Below are 11,145 nucleotides of genomic sequence, written 5' to 3'. Positions count from 1 at the left end.
TCTCGGGCGTCCGTCCGGGTCCTCGCGATCACGATGGTGGCGGCCCACCCGCCGCGACGGGTTCCGGGGTCACCGCTTCTGCCGGCGGCTGCCGCCGTGCCAGTCCTCCTCGACGCCCGCGGCGCCCGGCCGGACGCCGAACGCGGGCAGCTGCGGACGCTCGCGCAGGCTGCGCTTGAGCTCGGCGAACCCCGGGAAGCCGGCCAGGGCGACGACGTGGTCCCACAGCTCCACGGCGTCGTCCTCGTCGGGGAGCCGGCTGATGACCGGACCGAAGAAGGCCACCCCGTCCGGCGGGCGGAAGTGCAGGATCGGGGTGCCGACGTCCTTGCCGGTCAGGGCCAGGGCCTCGTCGGTCTCCGCCCGCAGCTCCGGATCCCGCGTCCCGTCGTCCAGGGCGTCGGCGAGGTCCGCCGGCAGGCCCGCCTCGGCCAGCGCGGGGGCCAGGAACCCGGCCGTGCTCCGCTCGCCCGCACCCGGTGCGGCCGCCACCTCGAAGATCCGCCGGCCCAGTGCCTCGTACAGCGGGCCGACCACCTCGCGGCCGTGCTCGGCGCGGGCGCGCGCCGCCACCCGGAGCAGACGCAGGCCGTCGGTGTGCCCGGCCTCGTACTCGGGCGGGAAGTGCGCGTCGTAGTCGACGTGCGCGTTGAGCAGCCGCAGCGAGATGAACCGCCACTCGACGGCATAGTCCTTCCGGGCGGCCACCGTGCGGACCCACTTGCTGGTCATCCAGGCGAACGGGCAGACCGGGTCGAACCAGAAGCGCAGATCGGCGTCGGCCATGTCCCGAACGTAACCCGCGAGCGGTCCGGTCACCCCTCGGGTCAGGGCAGGACGGACTCGATCGCGGCGCGCACCTCGGGGGCGTCCGGCTCGGTCCGGGGGCGGAACCGGGCCACGACCTCGCCCTGCCCGCTGAGCACCCACTTCTCGAAGTTCCAGGCGACCTCGCCGTCCTTCCCGTCCACGTCCGGGATCGCCGTGAGCTGCCGGAAGAGCGGGTGCGCGGCGGGGCCGTTGACCTCGACCTTCTCCGTCATGGGGAAGGTGACGCCGTAGGTGGCGGAGCAGAACTCGGCGATCTCCTCGGCGGTGCCCGGCTCCTGCCCCATGAACTGGTTGCACGGCACCCCGACGACGGTGAAGCCGCGGGCGGCGTACTCCTCGTGCAGCGACTCGAGGCCGGCGTACTGCGGGGTGAGCCCGCACCGGCTGGCCACGTTGACGACCAGCGCCGGCCGGCCGCCGGTCAGGTCGCGCAGCGTCGTCGGCTCGCCCTGGAGGGTGGACAGCGGGACGTCGAGGAGCGACGGGTGGCCCCCGTGCAGGGGCCCGCCGCGAGCGTGCGAGGGGTGGGGGGCAGGGGGGTCCTTCTCCATTCCGGCGGCAGCGTCGCGGGGCGGACGTTCATTCCAGGCCGCTGACGTCGTCGGGGACGTCGACGGCGTGCTGGCGCAGCGCCTCCATCGGCACGATCTCCAGCGCGCGGGCGTTGGTCGCGGCCAGCACGACGCCGGCGGCCGCACCCGCCTGGTAGGCCTGCAGCCAGCGCACCGCCACCACGCACCAGCGGTCGCCGGGCCGCAGGCCGGGGAACCCGTACTCGGGGCGCGGCGTGGACAGGTCGTTGCCCAGGTCGCGCTGCATCCGGAGGAAGTCGGCGGAGACGACGGCGCAGACGGTGTGCGACCCCAGGTCCTCGGGGCCGGTGCTGCAGCAGCCGTCCCGGTAGAAGCCGGTCAGCGGCTCCGTCCCGCACGGTTCCAGCGGGCCGTCCAGCACGTTGCGCTCGTCGGGCTCCACGGTGCTCCTCGGCGGTCGGTGCGCACGTGGTCGGCGCGCGCCCAGGATGGCATCGTGCGTCCGTGAGCGTCGAACCCGAGATCCTCTGGAGCCCGACAGCCGACAGCATCGGGCAGACCAACCTCGCGCAGTTCGCTGCCTGGGTGACCGCGAAGCGTGGCCTCTCCTTCGGGGAACCCACCGACTACGACGCCGTGTGGCGCTGGTCGGTCGAGCACCTCGACCAGTTCTGGGCCGACGTCGCCGAGTGGTCGGGTGCGCTGCCCGGCGTCGCGGACGACCGGGTGCTCCCCCGGCGGCAGCTGCCCGGTGCCGAGTGGTTCCCCGGCACGACGCTCAACTTCGCCGAGCAGGCCCTGCGGAAGGCGACCCCCGATCACCCGGCGCTCATCGCCGTCGCGGAGGACGGCGACCCGGTGGAGATCTCCTGGACGTCGCTCCGGCGGCAGGTCGGCGCCTTCGCCGCGACCCTGCGCCGGCTCGGCGTGCAGCCGGGGGACCGGATCGCGGGCTACCTGCCGCACGTGCCCGAGGCGATCGTCGCCTTCCTGGGAGCGGCCTCGATCGGCGCCGTGTGGTCCTCGTGCGCGCCGGACTTCGGCACCCGCGCCGTCCTCGACCGGTTCGTGCAGATCGAGCCGGTCGTGCTGGTCGCCGTCGACGGCTACCGGTTCAACGGCAGGGACTACGACCGGCGGGACGTCGTGACCGAGCTGCGGGCCGCGATGCCGAGCGTGCGGACGACGATCGCCGTACCGCGGCTGTTCCCCACCGAGCTGCCCTCCGGTGCCCTGGCGTGGGCCGACGCCGTCGCCGAGGAGCAGGAGCCGGAGTTCGAGCAGCTCCCGTTCGACCACCCGCTGTGGATCGTCTACTCGTCGGGGACCACCGGGCTGCCCAAGGGGATCGTGCACGGGCACGGCGGTGTGGTGGTCGAGCAGCACAAGCAGGCCGCGCTGCACATGGACATCGGCGTCGGCGACCGCTTCTTCTGGTACGCGTCGACCGCCTGGATCATGTGGAACATCTCCGCGTGCGCGCTGCTCGTCGGCGCCACCGTGATCGTCTACGACGGGGCACCGGCCTACCCGTCGGTCGATGCGCAGTTCGCCCTCGCCGCACGCACCGGGATGACCTACCTGGGCACCAGCGCCGGATACCTGATCGCCTGCGAGAAGGCCGGCATCCGGCCGGGGGAGACCCACGACCTCTCGGCGCTGGAGGCCGTCGGGTCGACCGGTTCCCCGCTGCCGGCCTCGGCGTTCCGCTGGGTCTACGACGCGGTGAAGCCCGACGTGTTCCTGGGCTCGCTGTCGGGCGGGACGGACGTCGCGACCGGCTTCATCGGGGCCTCGCGGCTGCTGCCCGTCACCACCGGGGAGCTGCAGCGGCCGATGCTCGGGGTGGCGGCCGCCGCGTGGGACGAGGACGGCGAGCCGGTGGTCGGGGAGCTGGGGGAGCTGGTCATCACCGAGCCCATGCCCTCGATGCCGCTGCATTTCTGGAACGACCCGGACGGCGCCCGGTACCGCGAGGCCTACTTCGAGCCGTGGCCCGGCGTGTGGCGGCACGGCGACTGGCTGGAGATCACCGAGCGCGGCACCTGCCTCATCACCGGGCGGTCGGACTCCACGCTCAACCGCGGCGGGGTCCGGATGGGGACGGCGGACATCTACGCGGCGGTCGAGTCCGTCCCCGCCGTGCTCGACTGCGTCGTGCTCGGGGTGGAGCTGTCCGACGGCGGCTACTGGATGCCGCTGTTCGTGCAGCTGGCGCCCGGGGAGGAGCTGACCGACGAGCTGCGGGACCGACTGCGGACGGCGATCCGCGAGCAGGCCTCGCCGCGGCACGTGCCCGACGAGATCATCGCCGTCCCCGGGGTGCCGCACACCCGCACCGGCAAGCGGCTGGAGGTGCCGCTGAAGAAGCTGTTCCAGGGCGTGGACCCCGGCGAAGGCGGTCAACCCCGGCGCCGTCGACGACGCGAGCCTCGTCGACCACTACATCGAGCTCGCGCGCCGGCGTGGGTGGAGCCGCCCCGGCTGACGTCCAGCCGCGTCACGGCGCGGCCGCACGTCGGGCCGAGCGGCTATGGCGGACGGGTGAGGCCGCTCACCTTCCGGATGGCCACGACATGCGCGGGGAACCACCACCGGCCACGTTGTACGGAATCATCTCGCCCCGAGAGTGGAGACGACCGACGATGACGTCGACCGACAGCACCGAGACCTGGCAGGCCGAACCGCCGGTGCTGCTGCCGCCGTGGCACACGCCCGAGCGGGAGAAGTTGCAGGAGCAGGCCCGTCGCTTCGCCATGGACGAGGTCCTCCCCGTCGCGAACGAGCTCGACCCGCAGAAGGGCGAGATCCCGGCGTCGCTGCTGGCCGGCATGGCCGAGCGAGGCTGGTTCGGCCTCACCGTGCCCGCGGAGCAGGGCGGCCTCGGGCTGGGCGTCTTCGAGTACTGCATGGTCAGCGAGGAGCTGGCCCGGGCCTGGATGTCGACGGCCAGCATCCTGGCCCGCTCCCAGGGCCTGGGGACCGCGGTGGCCGACGCCGACCGCCGGCACGAGCTGCTGGGCCGCAGCGCCCGCGGCGAGTGGATCGGCGCCATCGCGCTGTCGGAGCCCGACGCCGGGTCCGACCTGGCCGGGGTGCAGACCCGCGCCGTCCTCGACGGGGACGAGTGGGTGGTCACCGGGCACAAGCGCTGGTGCGGCAACGCCAAGGCGGCCGACTTCATCCAGGTGCTGGTGCGCGAGCGCGACCCGGAGGAAGGGGAGTCGCGCTCGGCCGGCCTGGTGAACCTGCTGCTGGAGAAGGAGCGCGGGGCGTTCCCGCCCGGGCTCAGCGGCTACCCGATCGACAAGGTCGGCTACCACGGCTTCCTCACCTGGGACCTGGAGTTCGACGGCGTCCGCATCCCCCGGGAGAACGTGATCGACGAGGCACGGGCCGCGCGGGAGGAGAGCGCGGAGGAGGGGGAGGCCGCGAAGCAGGCCGGGTTCGCCGAGGCGCAGAAGTTCCTCAACACCGCCCGGGTGCACACCGCCGCGCGCGCCGTCGGGCTGGCCCGTGCGGCGCTGGAGGACTCGATCCACTACCTGCAGGAGCGCGAGCAGTTCGGCCACCCGATCGGCGACTTCCAGGCCCTGCGGTTCGCCGTCGCGGAGATGGCCGCGCAGATCGAGCAGGCGCGGGCCTTCTACCGCCAGGTCGCCCACCTGCTCGACCTGGGGCTGCCGGTGCACAAGGAGGCCTCGATGGTGAAGCTCGAGGCGACCGAGATGTCGGTGCGGGTGACCAACCAGGCCATGCAGCTGCACGGCGGCAACGGCTACACCACCGAGCGGCAGGTCGAGCGGCACTGGCGCGACGCCCGGCTGACCACGATCTTCGAGGGCACCAGCGAGATCCAGAAGCGGATCATCAGCGACCGCCTGCTCCCGCGCAGCCCGCTGAGTTAGGAAACACCCCCTGCCCCCCACGGCTCACACGCTCGCCGCGGGCCCCTGCACGGGGCCGCGCGCACCGGTCACGCGGGCAGGCGGACGGGCATCAGCATGCTGACGTTCCCCGGGCGCGCGGGGTCACGGAGTGCCAGCGGGGTGATCGGCCCGTCGAGCTCGAGCACCAGCTGCCCGGCGGCCCCGGCGTCCAGCGCCTCCAGCAGGAACTCGCGGTTCACGCCGATCTCCACCTCGCCCAGGCTCAGCACGCTGGCGGTCTGCTCCGCTCCGTCCGGTCCGTGCGGCACCGTGCGGGTGGGCGCTGCCTCCAGCGCGGCCCGGAGCTCGGCGGCGTCCGTGTCGATGCGGTGCGCGCTGCTCGGGCGCAGGATCCGCCGGTAGTCGGGGAAGTCGTGGTCCAGCCGTCGCCCCCGCACGGTGCCCCCGGGGAGCTCGACGGTGATCACCGGGCCGTCGACGGCGACCGTGACGGATCCGTCCGTGCCGAGCGCGGCCAGCACCTCGTCGGCCAGGTCGACCGGGAGGAGGGCGCTGCACGCCGGACCGGTGACCGACGCGTCGGGGAGCGTAGCGACGGCGAGCCGGTACCGGTCGGTCGCCGCCAGCCGGACGGCGTCGTCATCGACGTCCAGCAGGACGCCGGTGAGCATCGGCAGCCCGGGATCGGCGCCGACGGCGTAGCGGACGGCGCGCAGGGCGGCGGCCAGCTCGGTGGTGGTGGTGCGCAGGACGGTGGGCACGGGCAGCTCCAGGTCGAGTAGGGCTCGGGCTGCGGAGAGCTCGCGGCGGGCGTCGGCCAGGCCGTCCTCGAGGCGCACCAGGTGCGCCCCGAGGATCTCGTCCACCACCGCGGGGTCCCGACGGTGCTCGAGCACCCGGCGGATGTCGGCGAGCGGCAGGCCGACCCGCCGCAGCCGGGCGACGAGCCGGGCGGGGGCGACCTGGTCGTCGCCGTACCAGCGGTAGCCGCTGTGCGGGTCCACGCGGGCCGGCACGAGGATCCCGGCGCCGTCGTAGAACCGCAGCGCGCTGACGGTCAGCCCGGTCTCCCGGGCCATCCGACCGATCCCGCGCACGCGTTCCTCCACACCGACGACCCTCCGGCCTCGACCAGGTCGAGAGTCAAGCAGGACGGTGCGCACGGGTCACCCGAGCTCGGTGAGGAGCTGCTCCATCTCCGCGATCTCGGCCGTCTGAGCGTCCCGGATGGTCTCGGCGAGCCCGCTCAGCTCGGTGTTGCGGCCGTCGGAGAGCACCGTCTCGGCCATCCTGACGGCGCCGGAGTGGTGGTCGATCATCTGCTCCAGGAACAGCCGGTCGAACTCGGCACCCGAGGCGGCCATCAGGCCGTGCATGTCCTCCGGCGACATCATCCCGCCGGGATCGTCCCCGGGATGCCCCATGCCCCCGCCCATGTGACCTCCGCCGCCGCCCGCGCCCCACTCCGCGAGCAGGCCGGTGAGGATGCCGATCTCCGGCTCCTGGGCCGCCTCGATGCGGTCGGCGAGGTCGAGGACGCGGGGGTCCGCGGCCCGTCCCTCCGCGAGCCGCGCCATTCCGATCGCCTGCCGGTGGTGCGGGACCATGTCCCGGGCGAAGGTGACGTCGACGTCGTTGAACGTGGCGCCGTCCTCCGGCTGGCCGGTGGACGGCGCGCGTTCCGAGCCGCCCATCATGGAGCCGTCCATGCTGCTGCGGGGGCGGTCGTCGCCGGAGCAGCCGGCGAGGACGAGGGTGCCGGCGACGAGGGCGCCGGCCAGGCGTGCGGTCGTGCGGGTCATGGCGTGCTTCTCTCTCTGCGGTGGTCGTCGGGCAGGCCGTGCACCGCCGCCGCAGCCGGTCGTACCGGGGCGGGGCGGCCAGCGGGCCGGCCTAGGTCCGCAGCAGGCAGAGAGCGTGGAGATCCGGGGGGCGCGGTGGCCGCAGCCACCCGGGCCGCCGCATGGCGCGGTGCCACCGCGGCGACAGGGGCACGCCGCGGGACGGCAGCCCGAGCGCGAGGAGGAGCACGGCCAGGCCCGCGGCCGCGACGGCCAGGCAGAGCGCCTCGAGATGCCCGGAGGGGGCGGGGGACGGGGTGTCGCGCGCGGCCTCCGTCGTCCCGAGGTGCTCGGGACCGTCCGGGGTCGGTGCCCCGGCGGTGACGTGGCCCACCGGGCCCACGGCCGCAACCGCCAGAGCTGGAGCGGTGTGGTGGGCGCCGCCCGCGGGGAGCATCCCGGCCGCGCACTGCAGGCCGTGCATCGCGAACACGGCCGCGAGCAGGAGTACCGCCCAGAAGCGCCGTCCCGGCATGGCACCCCCTCGGCCGGTCGTGGAGCAGGTACCCGCCAGGGTATGCGATCCCCGGCGACGGGCGGCGCGCGCGTCAGCGGATCTGCAGGACGCGGGCCTCCCACGGGCGCAGCCGGTCGGGGTCCTCGTCGGGCAGGTTGCCGAGGACCAGCCGGCCGTCGCGGGCCTGCGGCAACAGCTCCGTCAGCGGGTACGGGGTCGCGCTGACGTTGCAGACGACGAGCAGCACCTCGCCGTCGAGGGTGCGGGTGAACGCGTAGACGTCGTCGTGCTCGGGCAGCAACATCGCGAAGTCCCCCAGGGCCACGACGGGGTTCTCGTGCCGCAGGGCGATCAGCCGCCGGTAGTGGGCGAGCACCGAGTCGGCGTCGGCCCGCTGGGACTCGGCGTTCCACTCGACGTGGTCGGGGTTGGCCGGCAGCCACGGCGTCCCGGTGGTGAAGCCGGCGTGCGGCGACGCATCCCACTGCACGGGGGTGCGTGCGTTGTCCCGGCTCATCCGGCGCATCGTGTCCAGCAGGTGCGCCGGGTCCTCGCCGGCCCCCGTCGCCGCCGAGAAGTGATTGACCGACTCGACGTCGCGGAAGTCCTCGACGCTCCGGAACGGGTAGTTCGCCATCCCCAGCTCCTGGCCCTGGTAGACGTACGGCGTCCCCCGGTGCAGGTGCAGCAGCGTGGCCAGGCAGGTGGCGGAGTCGCGGCGGTACCGGGGTGAGTCGTCGCCGAACCGGGAGACCGCGCGGGGCTGGTCGTGGTTGTCCCAGTAGAGGGAGTTCCAGCCGACGTCGGCCAGCCCGGCCTGCCACCGGCCGAAGGAGGCCTTGAGGTCGCGCATCAGCAGCGGGCGGACGTCCCACTTCGACGTCCCGTGGTCGAGCCCGACGTGCTCGAACTGGAACACCATGTCCACCTCGGCCCGCGCCGGGTCGGTGAACAGCTGCGCCTGCTCGACGGTGACCCCGGGCATCTCCCCGACGGTCAGGAAGGTCCCCTCGCGCCCGGCGAGGACCTCGCGGTGCATCTCGGCCAGGAACTCGTGGATGCGCGGGCCGCAGAGGTAGGACGCCGAGCCGTCGCCCAGCGACGTCCCCGGGATGGGCGGGCCGTCGTGCAGGTGGCCGTCCTCGGCGACGTCCTTGGAGATCATGTTGATGACGTCCATCCGGAAGCCGTCGACCCCGCGGTCGAGCCACCACCGCATCATCGCGTGGACCGCCTGCCGGACCTCCGGGTTCTCCCAGTTGAGGTCGGGCTGCTTGCGGTCGAACAGGTGCAGGTAGTAGTCACCGCTGGCCTCGTCGTACTCCCACGTCGGCCCGGAGAAGAACGACTGCCAGTTGGTCGGCTCCGCCCCGGGGTCGCCGCCGGCGAAGCCGCCGCGCGGCGGCCGCCACCAGTACCAGTCGCGCTTGGCCGACGTCGGTGACGACCGTGACTCCACGAACCACGGGTGCTCGTCGCTGGTGTGGTTCACCACGAGGTCCATCAGCAGCTTCATGCCGCGCGCATGCAGGGCCGCGATCAGCTCGTCGAGCTGCTCGAGCGTGCCGAACAGCGGGTCGATGGCCTGGTAGTCGCTGATGTCGTAGCCGTTGTCGGCCTGTGGCGAGGCGTAGATCGGCGAGAGCCACAGGACGTCGACGCCGAGGTCGGCCAGGTGGTCGATCCGCTGCAGGATCCCCCCGAGGTCGCCGATCCCGTCGCCGTCGGAGTCCTGGAACGAGCGCGGGTAGACCTGGTAGACCACGGCGCTGGTCCACCACGGGGCGTTCTCGGTGGCCATCAGCCGGGGAACGTGTGGTGGACGGCCTCGACGTTGTTGCCGTCGGGGTCGCGGACGAAGACCGCGTAGTAGCCCGGGTGGTACTCGGGCCAGACCCGCGGCTCGTGCAGCACCTCGGCACCGGCGTCTGTCGCGGCCCCGAACACGGCGTCGACCGCCTCGCGGGTCGGGGCCGTGATCGCCAGGTGGACGGGGCGGTGCCCGGTGTCGACGGCGCTGCCGAGCCACAGCCGCGGGAAGCTGTCCGGGCCGCAGAGGGCGATGATCGGACCGGTCCCCGGTGCGTCGTGCCGCATCAGCTCGCGCACCCCGCACGGGGCGAACACCCGCGTGTAGAAGTCCGACGCGGCGCCGACGTCCGTGCACTGCAGGGCGAGGTGATCGAGCATGCCCGCGACGCTAGCGGCGACCGGGGCCACCCGGCATCCGGGCGAGGAGCGGCTCGCGCGGGTCCGGGGGTCCGCTGCTTGGATGGGGCCGGTGCCGGGAGAGCCTCGGCGCAGGAGGGAGCACCCCGTGGCCGAGCTGACCCGACCGGACGTCGAGCCACCGACCGGGCCCGCCCCGGACGACCTCGTCATCGAGGACATCGTCGTCGGCGACGGGCCCGAGGCGACCGCCGGCAGCCTGATCAGCGCGCACTACGTCGGCGTCACCCACGACGGCGGCGAGCAGTTCGACGCGTCCTGGGACCGGGGCGACCCGCTGGAGTTCCGGCTGGGCGTCGGCATGGTCATCCAGGGCTGGGACGAGGGCATGGCCGGCATGAAGGTCGGCGGCCGCCGCCGGCTCACCATCCCGCCGCACAAGGCCTACGGCGACCGCGGCGCCGGCGGCGTGATCAAGCCCGGCGCGACCCTGGTGTTCGTGGTGGACCTGGTCGGGGTGCGGTAACACTGCGATCCTCCGGATCGCACCGCGGCCACGAGCCGTCCCCCGTCGAGCTGAGCCGCTTCGTCGCGCCTGCGCGGATCCCTCCGGGCCCCACTCGGCACGACGCGCTCGGTGGGAATCGTCGAACGGACAACGACGTTGGGCCGGGCATGCAGGTAGAGGTCTGGTCCGACGTCGTGTGCCCCTGGTGCTACATCGGCAAGCGCCGCCTGGAGAGCGCCCTCGAGCAGTTCCCGCACCGGGACTCCGTCGAGGTCGTCTGGCGGTCCTTCGAGCTGGACCCGTCGGTCCCCGAGGGCCAGACGCACCCGACGCTGCCGGCGCTGGCCGCCAAGTACGGCACCGACGTCGAGTCGATGCGCGCGAACATGGCCCGGGTCGAGCAGGTCGCCGCCGACGAGGGCCTGGAGTATCACCTGGCCGACGCCGTCAGCGGCAACACCCTGCTCGCGCACGAGCTGCTGCACCTCGCCGCCGAGCACGGGAAGCGCAACGAGCTCAAGGAGCGCCTCCTGCACGCCTACTTCGAGGAGGGGCGCCCGGTCTTCGACGTCGACTCCCTCGTCCCGTTCGCCGTGGAGGCCGGCCTCGACGAGGCCGAGGTCCGCGCCGCGCTCGCCGACCGCCGCTACCTGGCGGCCGTGCGGCAGGACGGCGCCACCGCCCAGGCGCTCGGCGCGACCGGCGTCCCGTTCTTCGTCGTCGACCGGAAGTACGGCGCGGCAGGTGCCCAGCCCGCCGAGCTGCTCCTGCAGATCCTCGCGCGGGCCTGGGCCGACGCGAACCCGTTGGTCACCGTCCCCGCGGCCGACGGCTGCACCGACGACAGCTGCGCCGTCTGAGACCGCGGCTGTGCGGTTGGCGGCCCTTCGGCTGATCGAAGGGCCGCGAACTGCAC

Annotated in this window: 12 protein-coding genes; 4 read left to right on the top strand and 8 right to left on the bottom strand. The window is 73.7% G+C overall.

All coding sequences use genetic code 11. The features are described from left to right. Positions 1–69 precede the first annotated feature (69 nt). Genes BM142_RS13705 through BM142_RS13695 form a run of 3 tightly spaced genes read right to left on the bottom strand, consistent with a single transcriptional unit; the run spans position 70 to position 1,806 of the window. Positions 70–786, bottom strand: coding sequence for a mycothiol-dependent nitroreductase Rv2466c family protein (locus BM142_RS13705; protein ID WP_092199667.1), 717 nt, complete (start codon positions 784–786; stop codon positions 70–72). 41 nt (positions 787–827) lie between these two features. Beyond that, entirely contained in the window at positions 828–1,382 is a 555-nt protein-coding gene (locus BM142_RS13700; RefSeq protein WP_092199664.1) for a glutathione peroxidase, read from the bottom strand. Between the two features lie 28 nt (positions 1,383–1,410). Then, on the bottom strand, positions 1,411–1,806 hold the full coding sequence (locus BM142_RS13695) for a DUF2237 family protein (RefSeq protein ID WP_092199661.1): 396 nt from the start codon (positions 1,804–1,806) through the stop codon (positions 1,411–1,413). Between the two features lie 62 nt (positions 1,807–1,868). On the opposite strand from BM142_RS13695, the gene BM142_RS13690 reads away from it, so the two are divergent. Both BM142_RS13690 and BM142_RS13685 read left to right on the top strand, forming a co-directional pair. Next, positions 1,869–4,013 carry an acetoacetate--CoA ligase gene (locus BM142_RS13690; RefSeq protein ID WP_254790911.1) on the top strand — a complete coding sequence of 715 codons (2,145 nt, stop codon included), beginning with the start codon at positions 1,869–1,871 and terminating at the stop codon, positions 4,011–4,013. Further along, complete coding sequence (locus BM142_RS13685; protein ID WP_092199658.1) at positions 4,010–5,272, top strand: acyl-CoA dehydrogenase family protein; 1,263 nt, start codon at positions 4,010–4,012, stop codon at positions 5,270–5,272. Before BM142_RS13690 ends, BM142_RS13685 begins: the two co-directional genes overlap by 4 nt. 68 nt (positions 5,273–5,340) lie before the next feature. Here BM142_RS13685 and BM142_RS13680 read toward each other — a convergent pair whose 3' ends face one another. The 5 genes from BM142_RS13680 to BM142_RS13660 form a co-directional block, all read right to left on the bottom strand. Further along, positions 5,341–6,351 carry a DNA polymerase III subunit beta family protein gene (locus BM142_RS13680; RefSeq protein ID WP_217640714.1) on the bottom strand — a complete coding sequence of 337 codons (1,011 nt, stop codon included), beginning with the start codon at positions 6,349–6,351 and terminating at the stop codon, positions 5,341–5,343. A gap of 69 nt (positions 6,352–6,420) precedes the next feature. Continuing rightward, positions 6,421–7,056 carry a DUF305 domain-containing protein gene (locus BM142_RS13675; protein ID WP_092199655.1) on the bottom strand — a complete coding sequence of 212 codons (636 nt, stop codon included), beginning with the start codon at positions 7,054–7,056 and terminating at the stop codon, positions 6,421–6,423. 91 nt (positions 7,057–7,147) lie between these two features. Continuing rightward, positions 7,148–7,570, bottom strand: coding sequence for a DUF6153 family protein (locus tag BM142_RS13670; protein ID WP_092199651.1), 423 nt, complete (start codon positions 7,568–7,570; stop codon positions 7,148–7,150). 73 nt (positions 7,571–7,643) lie between these two features. Continuing rightward, complete coding sequence (locus BM142_RS13665; RefSeq protein ID WP_092199647.1) at positions 7,644–9,353, bottom strand: glycoside hydrolase family 13 protein; 1,710 nt, start codon at positions 9,351–9,353, stop codon at positions 7,644–7,646. After that, on the bottom strand, positions 9,353–9,742 hold the full coding sequence (locus BM142_RS13660) for a VOC family protein (protein ID WP_092200016.1): 390 nt from the start codon (positions 9,740–9,742) through the stop codon (positions 9,353–9,355). The genes BM142_RS13665 and BM142_RS13660 overlap by 1 nt, the downstream gene beginning before the upstream one ends. Before the next feature lie 127 nt (positions 9,743–9,869). Here BM142_RS13660 and BM142_RS13655 point away from each other — a divergent pair, with 127 nt between their 5' ends. After that, the gene (locus BM142_RS13655) at positions 9,870–10,247 is read left to right on the top strand and encodes an FKBP-type peptidyl-prolyl cis-trans isomerase (RefSeq protein ID WP_092199644.1); all 378 of its coding nucleotides are present in this window, start codon (positions 9,870–9,872) and stop codon (positions 10,245–10,247) included. A 149-nt stretch (positions 10,248–10,396) separates the two neighbouring features. Further along, positions 10,397–11,089: a DsbA family oxidoreductase gene (locus BM142_RS13650; protein WP_092199641.1), complete on the top strand. Its 693-nt coding sequence runs from the start codon at positions 10,397–10,399 to the stop codon at positions 11,087–11,089. The last annotated feature ends 56 nt before the right edge of the window (positions 11,090–11,145 follow it).

The sequence above is a fragment of the Blastococcus tunisiensis genome (assembly GCF_900112815.1).
Classification (GTDB): domain Bacteria; phylum Actinomycetota; class Actinomycetes; order Mycobacteriales; family Geodermatophilaceae; genus Blastococcus_B; species Blastococcus_B tunisiensis.
The sequence above is the reverse complement of the archived record's forward strand: the minus strand, read 5'-3'. Positions and strand labels throughout refer to the sequence as shown.

Excerpts from the sequence above, each read along its gene's own strand:
- BM142_RS13705 (WP_092199667.1), bottom strand. The coding sequence starts at position 786 with ATGGCCGACGCCGATCTGCGCTTCTGGTTCGACCCGGTCTGCCCGTTC.
- BM142_RS13700 (WP_092199664.1), bottom strand. The coding sequence starts at position 1,382 with ATGGAGAAGGACCCCCCTGCCCCCCACCCCTCGCACGCTCGCGGCGGG.
- BM142_RS13685 (WP_092199658.1), top strand. The coding sequence starts at position 4,010 with ATGACGTCGACCGACAGCACCGAGACCTGGCAGGCCGAACCGCCGGTG.
- BM142_RS13675 (WP_092199655.1), bottom strand. The coding sequence starts at position 7,056 with ATGACCCGCACGACCGCACGCCTGGCCGGCGCCCTCGTCGCCGGCACC.
- BM142_RS13670 (WP_092199651.1), bottom strand. The coding sequence starts at position 7,570 with ATGCCGGGACGGCGCTTCTGGGCGGTACTCCTGCTCGCGGCCGTGTTC.
- BM142_RS13665 (WP_092199647.1), bottom strand. The coding sequence starts at position 9,353 with ATGGCCACCGAGAACGCCCCGTGGTGGACCAGCGCCGTGGTCTACCAG.
- BM142_RS13660 (WP_092200016.1), bottom strand. The coding sequence starts at position 9,742 with ATGCTCGATCACCTCGCCCTGCAGTGCACGGACGTCGGCGCCGCGTCG.
- BM142_RS13650 (WP_092199641.1), top strand. The coding sequence starts at position 10,397 with ATGCAGGTAGAGGTCTGGTCCGACGTCGTGTGCCCCTGGTGCTACATC.